General features: G+C 64.6%; 15 protein-coding genes. 6 read left to right on the forward strand and 9 right to left on the reverse strand.

Annotation, left to right across the window (positions count from 1 at the left end; all coding sequences use genetic code 11):
- Window positions 1-95: 95 nt before the first annotated feature.
- Complete coding sequence (locus tag E7681_RS09495; protein ID WP_136339053.1) at window positions 96-1991, forward strand: polysaccharide biosynthesis protein; 1896 nt, start codon at window positions 96-98, stop codon at window positions 1989-1991.
- Between the two features lie 98 nt (window positions 1992-2089).
- Window positions 2090-4507, forward strand: coding sequence for a DNA topoisomerase (ATP-hydrolyzing) subunit B (gene gyrB, locus E7681_RS09500; protein WP_136339054.1), 2418 nt, complete (start codon window positions 2090-2092; stop codon window positions 4505-4507).
- Window positions 4508-4535: 28 nt separating this feature from the next.
- Here gyrB and E7681_RS09505 read toward each other — a convergent pair whose 3' ends face one another.
- Together E7681_RS09505 and E7681_RS09510 are read right to left on the reverse strand one after the other, a co-directional pair.
- A complete protein-coding gene (locus E7681_RS09505) occupies window positions 4536-7616 on the reverse strand; it encodes an efflux RND transporter permease subunit (RefSeq protein WP_136339055.1) in 3081 nt (1026 codons plus the stop codon).
- Window positions 7613-8908, reverse strand: a complete 1296-nt coding sequence (locus E7681_RS09510) for an efflux RND transporter periplasmic adaptor subunit (protein ID WP_136339056.1) — start codon at window positions 8906-8908, stop codon at window positions 7613-7615. Before E7681_RS09510 ends, E7681_RS09505 begins: the two co-directional genes overlap by 4 nt.
- A gap of 167 nt (window positions 8909-9075) precedes the next feature.
- Between E7681_RS09510 and ade the strand changes: the two genes are divergently transcribed.
- From ade to E7681_RS09530, 4 genes are all read left to right on the forward strand, one after another.
- Window positions 9076-10770: an adenine deaminase gene (gene ade, locus E7681_RS09515; protein WP_136339057.1), complete on the forward strand. Its 1695-nt coding sequence runs from the start codon at window positions 9076-9078 to the stop codon at window positions 10768-10770.
- Window positions 10771-10925: 155 nt separating this feature from the next.
- On the forward strand, window positions 10926-13019 hold the full coding sequence (locus tag E7681_RS09520; RefSeq protein ID WP_136339058.1) for a 3-hydroxyacyl-CoA dehydrogenase NAD-binding domain-containing protein: 2094 nt from the start codon (window positions 10926-10928) through the stop codon (window positions 13017-13019).
- Window positions 13020-13031: 12 nt separating this feature from the next.
- A complete protein-coding gene (locus E7681_RS09525) occupies window positions 13032-14219 on the forward strand; it encodes an acyl-CoA dehydrogenase family protein (RefSeq protein WP_136339059.1) in 1188 nt (395 codons plus the stop codon).
- 3 nt (window positions 14220-14222) lie between these two features.
- A complete protein-coding gene (locus E7681_RS09530) occupies window positions 14223-15296 on the forward strand; it encodes an acyl-CoA dehydrogenase family protein (RefSeq protein ID WP_136339060.1) in 1074 nt (357 codons plus the stop codon).
- Between the two features lie 166 nt (window positions 15297-15462).
- Here E7681_RS09530 and E7681_RS09535 read toward each other — a convergent pair whose 3' ends face one another.
- The 7 genes from E7681_RS09535 to E7681_RS09565 are packed head-to-tail and all read right to left on the reverse strand — an operon-like array spanning window position 15463 to window position 21292.
- Window positions 15463-16497, reverse strand: coding sequence for an NADP-dependent oxidoreductase (locus tag E7681_RS09535; protein WP_136339061.1), 1035 nt, complete (start codon window positions 16495-16497; stop codon window positions 15463-15465).
- A 35-nt stretch (window positions 16498-16532) separates the two neighbouring features.
- On the reverse strand, window positions 16533-16931 hold the full coding sequence (locus tag E7681_RS09540; RefSeq protein ID WP_136339343.1) for a PaaI family thioesterase: 399 nt from the start codon (window positions 16929-16931) through the stop codon (window positions 16533-16535).
- Window positions 16931-17959 (reverse strand): phosphotransferase family protein, encoded by a 1029-nt coding sequence (locus E7681_RS09545; protein WP_136339062.1) that lies wholly within the window; start codon window positions 17957-17959, stop codon window positions 16931-16933. The genes E7681_RS09540 and E7681_RS09545 overlap by 1 nt, the downstream gene beginning before the upstream one ends.
- A 9-nt stretch (window positions 17960-17968) precedes the next feature.
- Window positions 17969-18637, reverse strand: coding sequence for a histidine phosphatase family protein (locus E7681_RS09550; protein WP_136339063.1), 669 nt, complete (start codon window positions 18635-18637; stop codon window positions 17969-17971).
- A gap of 51 nt (window positions 18638-18688) precedes the next feature.
- Window positions 18689-19891: an acetyl-CoA C-acyltransferase gene (locus E7681_RS09555; protein ID WP_136339064.1), complete on the reverse strand. Its 1203-nt coding sequence runs from the start codon at window positions 19889-19891 to the stop codon at window positions 18689-18691.
- A 3-nt stretch (window positions 19892-19894) separates the two neighbouring features.
- Window positions 19895-20827: an SDR family NAD(P)-dependent oxidoreductase gene (locus E7681_RS09560; protein WP_136339065.1), complete on the reverse strand. Its 933-nt coding sequence runs from the start codon at window positions 20825-20827 to the stop codon at window positions 19895-19897.
- Window positions 20828-21292 (reverse strand): MaoC family dehydratase, encoded by a 465-nt coding sequence (locus E7681_RS09565; RefSeq protein WP_136339066.1) that lies wholly within the window; start codon window positions 21290-21292, stop codon window positions 20828-20830.
- Between the last annotated feature and the right edge of the window lies 1 nt (window position 21293).

Genomic DNA, 21293 nt, shown 5'->3' on the forward strand with positions numbered 1-21293 from the left:
TTTCAATATACTATGCCCATCTTGTTCTTCCGTACTGATTTTTTAGAGTAGTTTGGCATTTCGACCTGTGGAGTGAACGATTGGTGAGGACGTATTTGCGGCGGAAAATCGACCTCTATGCGCTGGTCACTTCGCTGACGTCGCATAAGAAAGCTCAGCTATTCGTTCTGATCGACGCGCTGTTGATCATTGCCTGTTTCGGGCTGGCCGCGCTGCTTTTCGGCGAAAAATTCAATGAAATTCATACGGTAAGGAATGGTTCGATCCTGCTGACCTTCCTGGTTGCGCTGGGCAGCGCCACCTCGGTGCTGTTGGGATTGCCCAATATCCGCCTGAACGCCTTTGAAACCGGCGGGGTGAAACCTGCGGCCATTCTGACGGTGATCCTGTCGGTCGCGGGTCTGGCCGTGAACATCGTCCTTGATTCGCCCTTTGCGCCGGCGACTTTCACCGTTTTCGGGATGATGTTCCTGATCGGGGTCGTGGCGACGCGGAATCTGATGCGAAATGTTCTGCTGTCGGTGTATCGCCGGGCCAAGAACCGGACCCGTGTCATCGTTTACGGTGCCGGGCAGACCGGCCAACAGCTGGCCGCCGCGCTGCGCACCGACGATGCGGTCGTTCTGGTCGCCTTCGTCGATGACAACCCGCGACTGCAAAGTCTGAACGTCTCGGGCGCGCCGGTTTTCGCGCCCAGCCACCTCAAGGAACTGATCGCCGAAAAGGCCGTGGATCGCGTCGTTCTGGCGATGCCCTCGGCCACGGCCGCCGTGCAGGCCCGCATCGCCGTGCGCCTGCGCCAGATGGGGTGCGAGGTCCACTCGCTGCCCTCTTTCGCCGAACTGATCGAGCGGAAAGAGCTGCGCAAGCGCACCACCCCGGTGTCGCTGGACGACCTGCTGGGCCGCAACAAGCTGGAATCCGAACTGCCCGAGGTGGCCGACAGCTATCACGCCCGTTGCATTCTGATCACCGGGGCAGGGGGCTCGATCGGGTCCGAACTGTGCCGCCAGCTGGTGGCCTGCCGCCCGGACAAGCTGGTGCTGATGGATCACTCGGAGCTGGCGCTCTACACGATCGAAAAGGAACTTCAGGACCTCGACCTGACCCAGAACATCACGATCGAACCCGTGCTCGGCTCGGTCACCGATCCGATCCTGTGCGCCAACGTTCTGGCCAAGCACAAGGTCGAGGTCGTGCTGCACGCCGCCGCCTACAAGCACGTCCCGATGGTCGAGAAGAACCAGATCGCGGGCCTGCGCAACAACGTGCTGGGCACCAAGACCATCGCCGACGCCGCCTACAAGGCCCGCGTGTCGCGCTTCATTCTGGTGTCCTCGGACAAGGCCGTGCGCCCGACCAACGTCATGGGCGCCTCAAAGCGTCTGGCCGAACTGATCGTGCAAGACCTGGCCACCCGGTCCGAGTCGACCCGCTTTTCCATGGTGCGCTTCGGCAATGTGCTGGGCTCCTCCGGCTCGGTCATTCCGCTGTTCGAGGAACAGATCGCCCGTGGTGGCCCCGTCACGCTGACCCATAACGACGTGGCCCGCTACTTCATGACCATCTCCGAGGCCGCGCGCCTGGTGCTGCTGGCCGGCTCCTACTCGCGCGGGGGGGATCTGTTCGTTCTGGACATGGGTGAACTGGTGCCGATCCGCAAACTGGCCCGCCAGATGATCGAGGGTGCAGGCTACAGCGTCATGGACAAGCACAACCCCGAGGGCGACATCGAGATCGTCGTCACCGGCTTGCGTCCCGGCGAAAAGCTGATCGAAGAGCTGCTGATTTCGCCCGACATGCTGACCACCCCGCATCCCAAGATCATGCGCGCCCAGGAAACCTATCTGTCCGAGCTTGAGATGGCCAACGCGCTGCGTGACCTGCGCGCCGCGATTGATGCGGATGACGAACTGGCGGCGCAGGCGGTCATCAACCGCTGGGTGGAAAAGACCCGCGAACAGACCCGCGAACCCTTGCAGATCAGCTGAACCGGCGTCACCCTGCCGTTACAAAATCTGGGGCTTGCACGTGACAAGCCCCGCAAGGTTTCGTATATACTCCGCAAGGAAACAGAAGGTGGGGCTGCATGTCTGAGACGCAGCAGACCGCGCAGGAATACGGCGCGGATTCGATCAAGGTTCTCAAAGGCTTAGAGGCCGTGCGCAAACGGCCGGGCATGTATATCGGGGATACCGATGACGGCTCGGGTCTGCATCACATGGTCTACGAGGTCGTGGATAACGGCATCGACGAGGCGCTGGCCGGTCATGCCGATTTCGTCCGCGTGGTGATCCATGCCGACAACTCGGTTTCGGTGCGCGACAATGGCCGTGGCATTCCCGTGGACATCCACGAGGAAGAAGGCGTTTCCGCCGCCGAGGTCATCATGACCCAGCTGCACGCCGGCGGTAAGTTCGACAGCAACTCCTACAAGGTGTCGGGCGGTCTGCACGGCGTCGGCGTGTCGGTCGTGAACGCCCTCTCCGTCTGGCTGGAGCTGCGCGTCTGGCGCAACGGCAAGGAACACTTTGCCAAGTTCGAACACGGCGAAACCACCGAGCACCTGCGCGTGGTCGGCGACGCCGTGGGCGAAAAGGGCACCGAGGTGCGCTTCCTCGCCTCCACGCAGACCTTCTCGAACCTCGAATATTCGTTCGAAACGCTGGAAAAACGCCTGCGCGAACTGGCCTTCCTGAACTCGGGTGTGCGCATCATCCTCGAAGACCTGCGCCCCGCCGTTCCGCTGAAGACCGAGCTGTTCTACGAAGGCGGCGTCAAGGAATTCGTCAAATACCTTGACCGCTCCAAGCACCCGCTGATGTCCGAACCGATCTTCGTTCAGGGCGAACGCGACGGCATCGGCGTCGAGGTGGCGATGTGGTGGAACGACAGCTACCACGAAAACGTGCTGCCCTTCACCAACAACATCCCGCAGCGCGATGGCGGCACGCACCTGGCCGGTTTCCGCGGCGCGCTGACCCGCACGCTGACCCGCTATGCCACCGAATCCGGCATTGCGAAGAAGGAAAAGATCAACTTCACCGGCGATGACGCCCGCGAGGGCCTGACCTGCGTGCTGTCCGTCAAGGTGCCCGATCCCAAGTTCTCGTCCCAGACCAAGGACAAGCTGGTTTCGTCCGAGGTCCGCCCGGCGGTCGAGAACCTGATGAACGAAAAGCTGTCCGAGTGGTTCGAGGAAAACCCCAACGAAGCCAAGATGATCGTCGGCAAGATCGTCGAGGCCGCGCTGGCGCGCGAGGCCGCTCGCAAGGCCCGCGAACTGACCCGCCGCAAGACGGCGATGGACGTGAACTTCCTGGCTGGCAAGCTCAAGGATTGCTCGGAAAAAGACCCCTCCAAGACCGAAGTTTTCCTGGTCGAGGGTGACTCGGCCGGTGGCTCTGCCCAGACGGGCCGCGACCGCCGCACTCAGGCCATCCTGCCCCTGCGCGGCAAGATCCTGAACGTGGAACGCGCGCGCTTTGACCGGATGCTGGGTAGCCAGGAAATCGGCAACCTCGTGATGGCGCTTGGCACCGGCATCGGCCGGGACGAGTTCAACATCAACAAGCTGCGCTACCACAAGATCGTCATCATGACCGATGCTGACGTCGACGGCGCGCACATCCGTACTCTGCTGCTGACCTTCTTCTACCGCCAGATGCCCGAGCTGATCGAGGGCGGCTATCTGTATATCGCGCAGCCGCCGCTTTACAAAGTCGCCCGTGGCAAGTCCGAGGTTTACCTCAAGGACCAGGCCGCGCTGGACGACTACCTGATCGAGCAAGGCACCCAGGACGCCATCCTGCGTCTTGGCTCGGGCATGGAAATGGCCGGCGCCGACCTGAAGCGCGTGGTCGAGGAAGCCCGCCAGCTGAAACGCGTGCTGGACGCCTTCCCGACCCATTACCCGCGCCACATTCTGGAACAGGCCGCGATTGCCGGGGCCTTTGTGCCCGGTGCCGTCGATGCCGACCTGCAAGGCGTGGCCGACAAGGTCGCCAAGCGTCTGGACGTGATCGCGCTGGAATACGAACGTGGCTGGTCGGGCCGCATCACGCAGGATCACGGCATCCGCCTGGCCCGCATCCTGCGCGGGGTCGAGGAAGTCCGCACCCTGGATGGCCCGATGCTCCGCTCGGGCGAGGCGCGCAAAACCGGCAGCTTTACCCAGTCCCTGCAAGAGGTCTACGACACCCCCGCCACGCTGGTCCGCAAGGATCGCAGCCAGCTGATCATGGGGCCGCTCGACCTGCTGAACGCCATCCTGCGCGAGGGCGAAAAGGGTCTGACCCTGCAACGCTACAAGGGTCTGGGCGAGATGAACCCCGATCAGCTGTGGGAAACCACGCTGGACCCCGAGGCGCGCACCCTGCTGCAAGTCCGCGTGGACGACGTGGTCGAGGCGGACGACATCTTTACCAAGCTCATGGGCGATATCGTCGAACCCCGGCGCGAATTCATCCAGCAGAACGCCCTCAGCGTCGAGAACCTGGACTTCTGATCGAACAGGGCCCCGCGGGGCCCTGTTTTCATTCCGGGGTAACGCGCACGATCCGCAGATCGTGCAGCACCGCCATTGTCGCCGGGATCACGAACAGCGCCATCAGCGTTGCCCCCGTCAGCCCAAAGGCCAGGCTGGCCACGATGGGCCGCAGGAATTGCGCCTGCGTGCTTTGTTCCAACAGCAGCGGACCCAGCCCCACGACCGTGGTCAGCGAGGTCAGGAAAATCGCCCGGAACCTGTCGCGCACCGCGTCCTGCGCGGCACTCAGCATCTCTTGCCCGTCGGCCAGCCGCGCCTTCATGAACTCCACCAGCAGGATCGAGTCGTTCACGACCACCCCCGCCAGCGTCGCCAGCCCGACAAGGCTGGGCAGGCTGATCTGCAGCCCTAGCGCCATGTGCCCCCAGACCACGCCGATCACGCTCAGCGGGATGGTGAAGACCACGATCAGCGGCTGCACAAAGCTGCGGAACTGGAACGACAGGATCAGGAACACCCCGATCAGCCCGATCGCCATGTTCCGCGCCAGCGACGCGCCCGTGGTCGCGGTGTCCTTTGCCTCGCCCAGAATCTGCACCCGCACCTCGGGGCGTTTCTGCGCCAGTTGCGGCAGGTAGTCGGATTTCAGCGCGGCCATCAGCTCGGCCGCGTTCGCCACCGCCGGGTTGATCGCCCCCTGCACCGAGACCGAGCGCACCCCGTCCACCCGGTTGATCAGCGCATAGCCCCGCCCAAGGGTCACATCCGCGACCGCCGTCAGCGGCACCAGCCCGCCGTCGCTGCCGCGCAGCATCAGGCCGGTGATGTCCTGCTCGGTCGCGCGATGTCCGGGGCTCAGCCGCGCCACGATGTCCAGCGCGCCGATGCCGTCCCGCACCTCCAGCGCGGTGTCGCCCTTGAACGCCGCCCGCAGCTGCGCCGCGACCTCGCTGGCCGAAATCCCCAAGGCCGAGGCACCGGGCCGCATCCGCACGATGAACTCGGGCTTGCCCGGTTGCAGGTCAAAGGTCACGTCCCGCACCCCGTCGAAGCCCCTGAAAAACTTGCGCAATTCCTTGGCCGTGTCGCGCAGCGCGTCCAGATCACTGCCTTGCACCAGCAGGTCGATGGGCTTGCCACCGGCCCCGCGTTCCTTATCCGTGAACCGGATCGCGGCCATGTCCGGCATCGGCCCCGTCGCCTTTTTCCAGCGGTCCAGAATGTCCGTCACCTCGGCGCGGCGCGTGCCAGCGGGCAGCAGTTTCGCACTGATCGTCGCCATATGCGGCCCCGTCTCGGGCGTGTCGGCGTTCAGACTATACGTTACCGTATAGCTTTGCACCAAGGCCTGCCCCTCGGGCTGCTGCGGCGTCAGATCCGCGTTCAACGCCTCCAGCGCCTTGACGACCTTGGCCACCCGCTGCTCTGTCCGCTCCAGCGGCGAGCCCTGCACCAGCAGCAGCCGCGCCTCGACCGTGTCACTCTCCAAAGACGGAAAGCTTTGGTACTTGATGAACCCGCCCGTGTAGGGTGCCGCCGACAGCAGCACCAGCCCCACGGCCACGCCCAAAGTCAGATAGCGATGGCGCAGGGTCAGCCCGGAAAACGGCACGACAACGCGGTCGCGCAGCCAGTCAAAGCCCCGGTTCACCGCCCGGCTGGCCGCGCCCACCTCGGTCGAGCCCAGCGAATGATGCAGGTGGTTGGGCAGGATCAGGAACGCCTCGACCAAGCTGACGACCAGCGTCATCACCAGCACGATCGGGATGAATTTCAGGATGTCGCCGATGGCCCCGCTCATGTAGCCCAGTGGCCCGACCACCATCACCGTCGTCAGGAACGAAGACACCACCCCCGGCGCCACCTGTCGCGCGCCGTTGACGGCGGCCTCCAGCGGGCCTTCGCCCTCGCGCCGGCGTCGCACGATGTTTTCCGAGATCACGATGGCGTCGTCCATCAGCAGCCCGATGGCGACCAGCAGCGCGACCATCGTCATCATGTTGATGCTCAGCCCCAGCATCTGCATCCCGAACAGCGTGCCCAGAAACGACACCGGCAGCCCCATCGCCACCCAGAAACTGACCCGCAGCCCGAAGAACGCCCACATCACCACCAGCACCAGGATCAGGCCCTGAAGCCCGTTTTCATAGATGATCCGCAGCCTGTCGGCGATGTTCGAGGTCGAATCCTGCGAGATCGCCAGTGCGATATTCCCCGGCCTTGGCGCATCCGCGACTTGCCGGTCCAGCGCCGCCTTGACGGTCAGCGCGTCCTCGCTCGCGGTCTTGTTGACCTGCACGATGGCTGCGCGTTGACCGTTGTAATAGGCGGCCTGCGCGGGGTCTGCGAAACCCTCGGTGATCGTGGCCACGTCGCCCAGCCGCACCTCGGCCCCTGCGCTTGATCCGCGCAACGGCACTGCCGCCAGCTCTGCCGCGCTGCGTTTCTGCCCCAGGAACCGGATCGAGGCTTCGGCCTGCCGCCCCTCCAGCACGCCCGCCGGCATGTCCAGACTGTCCCGCGCCAGAACCGAGGCGACATCCGCGATGCTCAGCCCATGCCGTTCCAGCGCCGCGGGGTCGAACTCCACCGCGATTTCCCGGTCGGAAAAGCCGCTGATTTCGACCTGGCTGATCTTCGGATCGCCCCGCAGCGTTTCCGCGAACGCATCCGCATAGGCCAGCAGCACCGCCGGATCCTCGGGCCCGGTGACCGCGACCGAGGCGACATTCGCCACCCGCTCGACGATCCGCGACACCGGATCATCGGCGCGGTCGGGCAGGCCGGTCACGCCATCGGCAGCCGCCTTCAGGTCATTGAAAAACCGCGTCATATCCGCGCCTTCGATGATCTCGGCGCTGATGACGGCCATGTTTTCGCGCGACAGGCAGCGCAGCTCGGACAGGTTGTCGACCGCGCGCAGCGGGTCCTCGATCACCTGGCAAATCCCGGTCTCCACCTCGGCCGGGGCGGCCCCCGGATAGGCGACCTTGATCTCGACCTCGGACGGAGGCACCACCGGGAACGTGTCCCGCTGCATCAACGGGACCGAGGCCGCGCCCAGCACCAGAAACATCACCATCAGGATATTGGCCGCCGTCGGGTGGCCCGCGAACAGGCGGATCATTTCTTGGCCCCTTTGGCGGGTTGCCCCAGCGCCTGCGCGGCCAGTAGCGCCGTCAGCGCCTTGTCCTCGGCGGGTTTGACGGCCATGCCCGGCACCGCGATTGCGGGGTCGGTGACGACCAGCTGATCGCCCGCCGCCAGCCCGTCGCTCAGCACCGCCACGTCCCCGATCACATAGGCCACGGCGACCTTGCGCACCTCCAGCACCCCGTCCTTGACGACCAGCGCGCGCCCGTTGCGCACCGCATCGACCGGCGCAATCAGCGCCTGTTGTTCCGGGGCCATCAGCACCACCTCGACGAAAGTATTCCGGCGCAGCGGCGGGCGTTGTCCGGCCTCGGCCTGCCCCAGCGGATCGTCCACGCGCACCACCACGGCGGTGCTTTGGGTGCGGGCATCCAGCGCCTCGGCCACGCGGTCGACGCTGGCCTTCCACACCACCGAATGGCCGGGCGCAGGCAGCCGTACCCGCGCCTTCAGATCGGTCACCATGCCCCCCGTGGCCCGCAACAGGGGCCCAATCCGCCCGATGGGAAACTGTGCCGCGATTTCAACGGCCTCCACCCCTTCGCCGGTCACCAGAACCTGGCCCTTGGTCACCACCTGACCGACCTCGGCCGAGACCTCGCCCACCCGCAAATCATACGGCGCGCGCAGCACGGTAAAGGCCAGCGCCCGCTCGGCCACGTCTTTCTGTGCCGCCAGCACCGCCCTCTCGGCCCCGTTCAGCGCGATCTGGTTGTCCACCTCGGTCAGCTTGGCGCGGGCGGTCAACTCGGCCCGCCGCGTCACCTCCAGCTTGGCCTGCGTCGCAACGCCCTCGGCCACCAGCTTTTCCTGCCGGGTCAGTTCCTGCCGCGACAGCTCCAGATCGGCCTCGGCGATGGCGCGGCTTTCGCCCAGCGTCTGGTCCTTCACCGTCAGCGCCGCCATCTGCGCCGCGATCTGCGCCAGCGTCAGCCGCAGGTCGGTGTCGTCCAGCCGCAGCAGTTCCGTCCCCTCGGCGGCCAGCGCCCCGTTCGCCAGTTCCGGCGCGGTCGCCACGACCTCGCCCTCGATCCGGGCCACGCCGCGCCAGTCCCGCGCGGCCGCCACCGTCCCGAACCCCGAGACACGCGGCACCACCGGCACCGGCGCCAGCGTCACCACCCGCACCACGGTCGGCTGCGGCGCGCGTTCCGCCCCGGCGGGGGGCTGTTTCAGCTGGTCGGCATTCACGGCGGCCAGTGCGCCCAAGGCGACAGGAACGGCAAAGGCCAGCGCGCGGCTCAGCAGGGTCAGCGGTTTGAACATGGGGCACCTCGGGTCACGTTACGCCACCATCCTGAGGGGCAGCGCGGACAAATTGCAAGACCTGCATATGACCGCATCATCCCGTGATATTTCCATGACGTCGCGCGCGCTTGCCTCGCCAACCCTGAAAACCTGTGGCAGCATGATCAAAACCCCGGAGGCACCCCATGACTCAGCTGTCCCAGATCATCGACCAGGGCCGCGGCCTGACCCCAGCCGATCTGGTGCTCAAGGGCGGGCGCGTGCTGGATCTGGTGACCGGCGAATTGCTGGAGGGCGACGTCGCCATCTGCGGCGGCACCATCGTCGGCACCTGCGGCAGCTACACCGGCACGCGCGAGATTGACGTGACCGGCCTGATCCTTGTCCCCGGTTTCATCGACACGCACCTGCATATCGAAAGCTCGCTGGTCACGCCGTTTGAATTTGACCGCTGCGTCCTGCCCCGTGGCATCACCACCGCCATCTGCGACCCGCACGAGATCGCCAACGTGATCGGCCTGGATGGCATCCGCTATTTCCAGCAGGCCGCGATGCACACGCTGATGGATATCCGGGTGCAGTTGTCCTCGTGCGTGCCTTCGACGGATATGGAGACGGCGGGTGCCCGCATCGACGCCACCGATCTGGCGCAGGTGATGAACCACCCCAAGGGCATCGGTCTGGCCGAATTTATGAACTCCCCCGGCGTGCTGTTCAAAGACCCGGTCGTGCTGGAAAAACTCGCTCTGTTCCGCGGCCAGCACATCGACGGCCACTGCCCGCAGCTGTCCGGCAACGACCTGAACGCCTATATCGCCACCGGCATCCGCACGGAGCATGAGGCGACCACCGCCGACGAGGCCCTCGAAAAGCTGCGCAAGGGGATGCGCGTTCTGATCCGCGAGGGGTCGGTGTCCAAAGACCTCCACGCCCTCGCGCCCATTATTACGGAGCGGAACTCTCCCTACATCTGCCTCTGCACGGATGACCGCAACCCGCTGGACATCGCGGAATACGGCCATCTGGACTACATGATCCGCACCGCGATCGAACTCGGCGCACCGCCCTTGGCCGCCTACCGCGCCGCGTCCCTGTCGGCGGCCGAGGCGTTCGGGCTGAAAGATCGCGGCCTCATCGCGCCGGGCAAACGCGCCGACATCGTTGCGCTGACCTCCTTGGAACAGTGCGACGCCCAGCTGGTCCTGTGCAACGGCGTCGAGGTTACCGACGCTGCCTTTGCCGCCCGCGACACGATCCCGCCCGTGGGTCGCCATTCCGTCAACGCGCCCACCGTCACGCCCGACCATTTCCGCACCGCGGGCAACCGCACGGAAACCGACGTGATCGGCATCATCGAGGGCAAGATCATCACCGAACACCTGCACGAGGTGATCCCCATCGTCGACGGCGACAAGCTGCCCGACCCCGCCCGTGATCTGGTCAAGATCGCCGTGATCGAACGGCACGGCAAGAACGGCAACATGGCCACCGGGTTCGTCCGTGGCTTTGGCTTGCAACACGGCGCCATTGCCGGAACCGTCTGCCACGATCACCACAACATCGCCGTCGTCGGCACCGATTACGCCGACATGGCGCTGGCCGCGAACCGTCTGGGCCAGATCGAGGGCGGCTTTGTCGTCGCCCGTGACGGCGTGATCCTGGCCGAGCTGCCTTTGCCCGTCGCGGGGCTGATGTCCCTTGACCCGTTCGAATCCGTGCGCGATCAACTGGTGGGGCTGCGCGCCGCCGCGCGCTCGCTTGGCGTGGTGCTCGAAGAACCCTTCCTGCAGCTTGCCTTCCTTGCGCTGCCGGTGATTCCCGCGCTGAAAATCACCGATCGCGGGCTGGTTGACGTGAACGCGTTCCAGATCATCCCATAACCCTGCGTCTTTTGTGATTTCTGCACAGCAAAACCTAATTCCACAGATTGACGACCCTCGGGTCAACCACTAGTTTGCCCCGCAAGAGAGGAGACGCGCCCGCAGTGGAGGCGGCCATATCCTCTTGTCTTGTTGAATCAACGGAAAGAAGCGAAATGGCAGACCGTATCCCTGTAAATGACCTGATCTCGATCGAGCACGTGGGCGACATCGCCCTGATCTGCATCGACAACCCGCCCGTGAACGCCACCGGGCAGGCCGTCCGTCAGGGCCTTCAGGACGCGATCCAGCAACTCAATGACCAGGACTCCGCCAAGGTCATCGCGATTTACGCCGCTGGGCGCACCTTTGTTGCGGGTGCTGACATCCGCGAGTTCGGCAAGCCCTCGCAGCCGCCCGCGCTGCCCGACGTCTACAACATCATCGAAGACAGCGACATTCCCGTGATCGCCGTCATGCACGGCACCGCCCTTGGTGGCGGGCTGGAGCTGGGCCTGGCTGCCCATGCCCGCGTCGGCATCGAAGGGCTGCGCGTCGGCCTGCCCGAGATCAACCTTGGCCTGCTGCCCGGTGCCGGTGGCACCCAGCGTGTGCCGCGTCTGTCCGGTATCCAGATGGCGCTGGACATGTCGCTGTCGGGCCGCATGGTCGGCGCGAAAGAGGCGCTGGAAAAGGGCCTGATCGACCGCCTGACCAATGGCGAGCCGCGCGACGTCGCACTGGCCGCCGCGCAGGACGTGATCGACGGCAAACTGGCCGTGCGTCCCACCTGCTCGCTGGAAACCCCGAATGACGACAAGGCGCTGGACGACACCGCCGCCATGCTGAAGGCCAAGCAGGCGCACCTGTTCTCGCCGCACAAGATCGTCGAGGCCATCCGCGCCTCGTACCTGCCCCGCACCGAGGGCCTGAAGATCGAACGTCAGGCCTTCATCGACTCGATGCAGACGCCCCAGCGCGCCGGCATGATCCACGCCTTCTTTGGTGAGCGCGCCGTGTCCAACATCCCCGAGGCCAAGGGCGACACCCGTCCGCTGGACAAGATCGGCGTGATCGGCGGCGGCACCATGGGGTCGGGCATCGCCACCTCGTGCCTGCTGGCCGGCATCCCCGTCCGCCTGATCGAAGTCGCGCAGGATGGTCTGGATCGCGGCGTTGCGACCATCACCAAGAACCTCGAAGGCGCGGTCAGCCGCGGCAAGCTGAAGGCCGACAAGAAAGACGCCGCGCTGGCCATGCTCCAGCCGTCGTTGGACATGAACGATCTGGCCGACGTCGATCTGGTCATCGAAGCCGTGTTCGAAAGCATGGACGTGAAGAAGGACATCTTCGGCCGTCTGGACACGATCTGCAAACCCGGCGCCATTCTGGCCTCGAACACGTCCTACCTGAACGTGGACGACATCGCCGCCTGCACCAACCGCCCGCAGGACGTGTTGGGCCTGCACTTCTTCAGCCCGGCCCACGTTATGCGCCTGCTGGAAATCGTCCAGGCCGCCAAAACCGCGCCCGACGCTCTGGCCACCGGCTTTGCGCTGGCCAAGAAACTGGGCAAGGTCGGCGTTCTGGCGCAGGTCTGCGACGGCTTCATCGGCAACCGCATTCTGGCGCATTACCTGAAAACCGCCTCGTATCTGGTGCTGGACGGCGCCAGCCCGCAGCAGGTGGACGACGCCCTCGAGGCCTTTGGTTTCGCGATGGGCCCGCACAAGGTGGGCGATCTGGCCGGCATGGATATCGGCTGGGCCAACCGCAAGCGCATGGCCTCGCTGCGTGATCCGGCCGAACGCTACGGCGGCGACATCGCCGACCGCATCTGCGAAAACGGCTGGTTCGGCCGCAAGACGGGTCAGGGCTATTACATCTACGGTCAGGGCGCACCCGTGCCCAACCCCGAGGTGGCCACCATCATCGACGCCGTGCGCGCCGAAAAGGGCATCACCCCGCAGCAGTTCAGCGATCAGGACATCGTGGATCGCTACATGACCGCCATGATTGCCGAGGCCACCCGCGTGGTCGAGGACGGCACCGCCAAGCGTCCTCTGGACGTGGATATGGTGTTCCTGTTTGGCTACGGCTTCCCGCGTCACCGCGGCGGCCCGCTGCATTACGCCGACACGATCGGCGCCAAGGAACTGGTGCGCCGCATCACCGAATACGCCAAGGAAGACAGCCATTACTGGCAGGTGCCCGCCCTGCTGGAAAAAATGGCCGCCGATGGCAGCACATTCGCAGATCTGAACAAGTAAGGGAGGGGTCACATGGACCTGAGCTACTCTGCCGAAGACATCGCCTTCCGCGATGAAGTCCGCGCCTATCTGGCGGAAAACCTGCCCGAGCATATGTCGAAGGCAGTCCGCGAAGGCGGCGAGCTGACCAAGGAAATCATGGAAGAATGGCACGCCATCCTGAACCGCAAGGGCTGGCTGGCCACCATCTGGCCCAAGGAATTTGGCGGCCCCGGCTGGAGCCCCGTGCAAAAGCACATCTTCGAAGAAGAATGCTGCCGCGCCTACGCCCCGCGCATCGTGCCCTTCGGCCTGTCGATGCTGGGGCCGGTTCTGCAGAAATTCGGCTCCAAGGAACAGCAGGACTACTACCTGCCGCGCATCCTGAACGGCGATGACTGGTGGTGCCAGGGCTACTCCGAACCCGGCGCCGGGTCGGACCTTGCCAGCCTCAAAACCCGCGCCGTGCGCGACGGCGACGAGTGGGTCATCAACGGCCAGAAAACCTGGACGACCCTCGGCCAGCACGCCGACTGGATCTTCTGCCTGTGCCGCACCGACCCCGAGGCCAAGCAGCAAGAAGGCATCTCCTTCATCCTCGTCGACATGAAGACCCCCGGCATCGAAGTGCGCCCGATCAAGCTGATCGAAGGCGGGCATGAGGTGAACGAGGTGTTCTTTACCGACGTCCGCGTGCCCTATGGCAACCTCGTGGGCAAGGAAAACAAGGGCTGGACCATCGCCAAGTACCTGCTGACCCACGAACGCACCGGCATCGCCGGCGTGGGCTTCTCGATGCAGGCGCTGGAAGAGGTGAAGGCCCTCGCCCGCAAGACCCTGCGCAACGGCCGCCCGCTGATCGAAGACCCGCTTTTTGCCTCGCGCATCGCCAAGGCCGAGATTGACCTCGAAGCGATGAAAATCACCAACCTGCGGATGCTGTTCAAGGCGCAACAACAAGGCGCGCCCGGACCGGAGACCTCGATCCTCAAGATCAAGGGCACCGTCATCCACCAAGAGCTGAAGGATCTGGCCCGTCGCGCCCTCGGCCCGGCAGCGGCTCCGTTCCCCGGCTACATCACCGACGGCAACCTGATGTTCGGCCCCGCCGAAACCGCGCACAACGCCGCGCGGTACTTCAACAACCGCAAGACCTCGATTTTCGGTGGATCGAACGAGATCCAGCGCAACATCCTGACCAAGACCATGCTGGAGCTGTGACCGATGGATTTTAACCTCACCGAAGACCGCCAGATGCTGGCGGACACGCTGAACCGCTTCCTGGCCGATCAGTACCCCGTCGAGCACCGCAACAAGGTCGCCTACGACGCGCCCTACCACGATCCCAAGCTGTGGGATGCGCTGGTCGAACTCGGCACCCTCTACGCCCTGGCCCCCGAAGAGGCCGGCGGCATGGGTGGCACCGGTTTCGATATCTCCGTCGTGTTCGAGGCGCTGGGCCGTCAGATCACGCCCGAGCCGATCCTGGGTGCGCTGATGGCGTCGCGTCTGCTGACTGCGGCGGGTGCCGATCAGGATGCGCTCCTCTCCGGCGCGTCGAAATACGCTGTCGCCTTCACCGAGTTGGACGCCGCCTACGATCTGGACCAGATCGCCACCACCGCGACCGCCAAGGGCGACGCCTACACCCTGTCGGGCCGCAAAAGCACCGTCTACGGTGGTCAGGTCGCCGACATCTTCCTGGTGGCCGCGAAACTGAACGGCAAACTGGCCCTGTTCAAGGTCGCTGCGGCTGACGCCAACGTCACCGGCTACGCCCTGATGGACGGCGCCGGCGCGGCGGAACTGCTGCTGGACGACACCCCTGCCGCGCTGCTGCTGGCCGACGCCACCGCCGCGATGCAGGACGCCATCGACGCGGGCATCGTCGCCCTCTGCGCCGAGGCCGTGGGCGCGATGGATGTCACCCACGCGATCACCGTCGACTACCTGAAACAGCGCAAGCAGTTCGGCATCGCCATCGGCAAATTCCAGGTGCTGCAGCACCGCGCCGTCGACATGCTGACCGAGATCGAGCAGTCGCGCTCGATCGTCATCAAGGCCGCAGCCGAGCTGGGCGGCGATGACGCCTCGCGCTACGCCTCGATGGCCAAGAACCTGATCGGCCGCTCCGCGCGTCTGATCGCCGAAGAAGCCGTCCAGATGCACGGTGGCATCGCGATGACCTGGGAATACCCGGTTTCGCATTACGCCAAGCGTCTGGTGATGCTCGACGCTCAGCTGGGGGATACCGACTATCACCTGGCTCGCGTGATGGATGGTTACAAGGCCGCCTGATCACGCCCTTTGGGAGGAGGGAGAGACCCCCGGCAGGCACGTCCTGCCGGGGGTTTTTCGTTGTACGGTTTTCGTCCGAAATCTTACGATTCTGCCGGTTAACGAAAAAAGACCCCGGCGCGCGGCCGGGGTCTGGATTGGACAATTCGATAGGAAATCGGGGGTGTCAGATCTTGACGATCTGTTTCCCGAAATTCCCGCCGTTCAGCATGTTCATGAATGCTTTCGGTGCGTTTTCAAGGCCCTGCGCAACGTCCTCGACCACCTTGATCTCTCCGGCGGCGACACGCGGGGCGACGTCGGTCAGGAAGTCGGGGAAGCTGGCGAAGTGGTCCGAGATGATGAAGCCGTGCACATGTAGACGATTCACCAGGATCGACCGCCACATCTTGGGCAGGTTGTCCTTTTCTCCGGTCATATTGCCGCCCAAAGCGCCGGCATTATACCACGCGATCATGCCGCACAGCGGGATGCGCCCGCCCACGTTCATCAGCGGCAAAACCGCCTCCAGAACCTTGCCCGCGACGTTCTCGAAATAGATGTCCACGCCGTTCGGGCACACCTCTTTCAGGGCTGCGCGCAGGGCGTTGGCGTCGGCATAGGCGCGGTGATCCAGGCACTCGTCGAACCCGAATTTCTCCTTAGCCATCTTGCACTTATCGTCGCCACCCGCGATGCCGACGACGCGCAGACCCAGCAGTTTGGCCATCTGTCCGACCATGCTGCCAACCGGCCCCGTCGCCGCTGCGACGACCAGCGTTTCGCCCGCTTTTGGCTTGCCGTATTCCATCAACCCGTACCAGCCGGTGAACCCCGGCATCCCCAGCACACCCAGAGCCGTGGTGATCGGCAGACGCGGGTCCAGCTTGCGCAGCTCGCGCCCGTTCAGGCACCCGTGCGAGGCCCAGCCGAACATGCCAAACACTTGATCTCCAACGGAATATTTCGGGTGGTTCGAGGCGATCACCTCGCCCACGGCGCCGCCTTCCATGGTGTGGTCCAGCTCGACCGGCTTGGCATAGGACTTTGCGTCGTCCATCCGCCCGCGCATGTACGGATCCAGCGACATGTGGCTGACTTTCACCAGCACTTCGCCCTCACCCGGCACCGGCATAGCGGCTTCTTCATACCGGAAATCAGCGTCCACCGGCGCCCCTTGCGGACGCCGTGCCAGCACGACTCGGTGCATTTTCTCAGTCATCGCTTTACTCCCATTCAGCGCATGTTTTCAGTAACTTAGGTGCCGCGAACACGGAACACGCCGGTGCCCGAGGCGATCCGCGTACCCAGTTCATCGGTGACCAGAGCCTCGGCGAAAAAGGTCTTTGCCCCCCCGCCGGTCCGACGTCCTTCGCAGATCAACCGGGTGCCCTGTGCGCGGCCCTCGTAGTTGACGTTCATCGACAGGGTCATCGCCAGCCGCTTGGTCTCAGGATCGCCTGTAAAGCAGCCGCAGAACCCCATCGCGGTGTCCAGCAGCGTCGCGTAAACGCCGCCGTGCGGGATGCCGTAGCGGTTCATCAGATGCGGCAGCAAGGGCTGTTCAACCCGAGCAAAGTCTTGACTCCACTCGGTAATTTCGAACCCCAGATGGCGTTGCAGCGCATAGGGGTCCTCCAGCAGGCGGGCGTCCATCACACCGTCCCCGCCGCGTCCAGCCCGTGTTGGGCAAAGGTCGGCACGTAGGTTCCCAGCGCCCGCGCGCGTTCCGGGTTCGAGGCGTTGCCGTCCAGCGCGCGCTTGTAGACGCCCTGGATGATGCCCGCCATGCGGAAGAAGGTGAACGCCAGGTAAAACCCGAACTTGTCCACGCCCGGCAGGTTGCGGCGCGCGCAATAGGACGCGATGAATTCCTCATCGCTCATCAGACCCTGTTCGGCGCGGTTCACGCCGCCCAGTCCACGGCCCTCGGCACCCGGAGGCATCATCCACTGCATGATCACTGCGGCCAGGTCGGCATAGGGGTGGCCGGTGGTCGACAGTTCCCAGTCCAGAATGGCGGCGGCTTGCGGTTTATCCTTGTGGAACAACATGTTATCGATGCGATAATCGCCATGCACCAGCGTGCGCTGGCCGTCTTCGGCGGGGATATTGGCGTCCAGCCAGGCGATCAGTTCCTCCATCGCCGGGATGTTTTCGGTCTCGGAGGCGCGATATTGCTTGGTCCAGCGGTCGATCTGGCGGCGGTAATAGTTGCCCTCGGGGCCGTAATCCGTCAGGCCGACGGCGGCCAGATCCACGTTGTGGATCGCAGCCAGAACGCGGTTCATCTCGTCCTGAATGGGGCGGCGTTCGTCGCGGGACAGCTCGTTCATGCGGGGGTCATCGAAATGGCGGCCGACGACCTCTTCCATGACGTAAAAGGCCGAGCCGATCACGCTGTCATCCTCGCACAGCAGAAACATGCGCGGGACGGGCACATCGGTGCCCTGCAGCGCGCTTTGGACCCGGAATTCGCGGTCCACCGCATGGGCGGATTTCAGCAAGACCCCAGGGGGTTTGCGCCGCAGGACATAGCGCCGCGACGGGGTGATCAGCCGGAACGTCGGGTTGGACTGGCCGACATTGAACTTCTCGGCCTCCAGCGGGCCGGCGAACCCGTCCAGATGGGTGCTCAGATAGGCTGCGACGGCATCGGTATCCAGTTTGGTCGGGTCGCTCATGTCATGTCCTCAGCTATAGGTCAGCAGGGGGTCGGCATTGGCCGCGGTGATGTGGGGGGTCTCGTTGAAACCGTGCAGGTAGAAGCTGCGGTCAGAGAAAACAAAGCGGTTCACGGCGCAGTTTTTCATCTGCAATTGCAGTTTGATCTGCTGTTCCGAGGGCGCCTGCAGCGCCGCCGCGATCATCTGCCCGATCGCCCCGCCCGAGCTGACGGCGACGATCACCTGGCCCTTGCTGGCGGTGATGGATTGCCGCGCAGCCTCGACCCGGCCGGCGAATTGTGCCCATGTTTCCGGGGGGTTATCGATCTCGTCCCGTTGCCAGGCCAGCACGGTGTCGCGCAGCGTGCGGAAGTGCGACTTGCGCTCGGTATGCATGTTTTCGGGCGCGCCGCCGCTGCGGTAATGGGCGTCCAGCAGGTTCTTGAAGTCGAATTCGTTCAGGCCCGGTAGAATCTCGGCCTGCTCAGGGTCGCGGCCCATGCCCTTCAGGATGCCCTCCATCGTTTCGCGGTGACGACGTTGGGCGCCGATGAACAGCGTGTCGGGCTGTACGCCCTGAACGGCCAGGGCCTTGCCCAGCTCGTACGATTGTTCATGGCCCAGATCGGACAGGACATCGTAATTCGCCGCGCCGAACGAGGCCTGGGCGTGACGTATCAGATAGAGTTCGGGCATTCACGGCCTTCCTGATTGGTGGGGCGCGGAAAATCCCGCGCCCCCAGTGGTTTACAGCACTTCGAACAGGCCAGCAGCGCCCATGCCGCCGCCGACGCACATGGTGCAGACGACGTATTTGGCACCGCGGCGCTTGCCCTCGATCAGTGCGTGCCCGACCATGCGGGCGCCAGACATACCGTAAGGATGGCCGACCGAGATTGCACCCCCGTTCACGTTCAGGATCTCGTTCGGGATGCCCAGAACGCGGGCCGAGTGCAGGACCTGGCAGGCGAACGCCTCGTTCAGCTCCCACAGGCCGATGTCGTCCATCTTCAGCCCGTGTGCGGCCAGCAGTTTCGGCACCGCATAGATCGGGCCGATGCCCATCTCGTCGGGTTCCAGACCGGCAGCCATCACGCCGACATAGCGACCCAGCGGTTGCAGACCGCGTTTTTCGGCCTCTTTCGCTTCCATGATGACCGAGGCCGAGGCGCCGTCAGACAGCTGGCTGGCGTTGCCGGCGGTGATGAACTTGCCCTCTTTTACGGCCTGCCCGTCCTTGAAGACCGGGGCCAGCGATTGCAGGTTTTCCAGCGTGGTCGAGGGGCGGTTGCCTTCGTCCTTGGCCAGCGTCACCTCTTTGAACGAAACCTCTTTGGTTTCCTTGTCCATGACGCCCATCTGGGTGGTCAGGGCCACGATCTCGTCATCGAACTTGCCCGCGTCCTGTGCGGCGGCGGTGCGCTGCTGCGATTGCAGGGCGTAGGCGTCCTGATCTTCGCGGGACACGTTGTAGCGGTCGGCCACGATTTCAGCGGTTTCCAGCATCGACATGTACAGCGACGGTTTGTTCTGCTTGGTCCACGGATCGGCCAGCCAGTCGGTGCGCATCTTCTGGTTCTGCACCAGGCTGATGGATTCCACGCCGCCGCCGATGCAGACATCCATGCCGTCATGGATCACCTGCTTGGCCGCCGTCGCGATCGCCATCATGCCCGAGGCGCACTGACGGTCCATCGACATGCCTGCGATGGTGACGGGCAGGCCCGCGCGGATCACGGCCTGACGGCCAATGTTGCCCCCAGTCGAGCCCTGCTGGATGGCCGAGCCGATCACGCAATCGCTGATCTCGTGCCCTTCCAGACCGGCGCGCGACACGGCGTTTTTCACCGCGTGGCCGATCAGTTCCTGCGCCGAGGTGTTATTGAATGCACCGCGATAGGCCTTGCCGATCGGGGTGCGCGCGGTCGAGACGATTACTGCGTCACGCATGGATTATTCCTTTGCTTCCAGGGGGATGCCGCGCAGCTCGGCGGCCATCTTGATGTATTTGTTGGTCTGATCGAAGGCGCCCGCCATCAGGGTCTGGCCGTCTTCGCTGCGGATGGTGTCCAGGTTGGCCAGGACGCCCTCGGGGGACAGGTCATCGCCCATCAGGGCCACGCCTTGGGTTTCGTAGATCTTGGTTTCGGCAAAGCAGCCGCCACCCGCGCCCAGGATCATGCGGCTGGGGGCGTCCTCGGACACCAGCGCCAGCAGGCCGGGGGTGATGGTTTCCGGCTTCAGCAAGTCTTTGACCGCGGCGGGGAACAGTTCCTCGGTCATGCGGGTGGTGGCGGTGGGGGCCAGCATGTTGATGCGCACGTTCTTGCGGCTGCCTTCGTGGTGCAGCACGTTCATGAAGCCCAGCATCGATGCCTTGGCCGCACCATAGTTCGACTGACCAAAGTTGCCGTACAGACCCGAGGACGAGGTCGTCAGCACGATGCGCCCGTATTCACGCTCCAGCATGTGGCGCCACAGGGCATGGGTGCAGTTGACGGTGCCCATCAGGTGCACGTCGACGACCATCTTGAAGTCGTCCAGCGTCATCTTGGCAAAGGTCTTGTCGCGCAGGATGCCCGCGTTGTTGACCAGGATGTCGACATGGCCGAACTCGGCAATCGCCTCGTCCACCATCGCCTGAACCTGCGCCGCGTCAGCGACGTTGGCACCGTTGGCGATGGCCTTGCCACCGGCGGCGCGGATTTCCTCGACCACGGCGCGCGCGGCGGCCGAGCTGCTGCCGGTGCCGTCCGTCGCCACGCCCAGATCGTTCACGACGACCTTGGCGCCACGTGCGGCCAGACCCAGCGCGTGGCTGCGGCCCAGACCGACGCCCGCGCCGGTGACGATGGCCACGCGGCCGTCAAAACGTACTTCGCTCATTCATTTCCCTCCGAAATAGCGGCGGCCCAGCCATTCCGCGACCAGCGCGGGCTTGTCCTGGCCTTCGATCTCGACCGTGACGGCGATTGTTGTCTGAATCTCGCCGGGGCGGATTTCCTCGAATTTCTGCAGGGTGAAATGCCCCCGGATGCGCGCGCCTACCTTTACCGGCGAGACAAAGCGCACCTTGTTGAAGCCGTAGTTCACCGCCATCACCGTGCCGTCGATCCCCGGCATCTGGTAGGCCATCGCCGACAGCAGCGACAGCGTCAGGAACCCATGCGCGATGGTCGAGCCAAAGGGCGTCTGCGCGGCGCGCTCGGGGTCGATGTGGATAAACTGGTGGTCATGGGTGCAGTCGGCGAAGGTGTCGATCTGGCCCTGGCTGACAGTCATCCAGTCAGAGGTGCCGATGGGCTGGCCCTCTAGCGCCTCAAAGGCCGCGCGGGTCAAGGTCTTGGTCATG

Source organism: Thalassobius vesicularis (assembly GCF_004799325.1).
Lineage (GTDB): Bacteria > Pseudomonadota > Alphaproteobacteria > Rhodobacterales > Rhodobacteraceae > Thalassobius > Thalassobius vesicularis.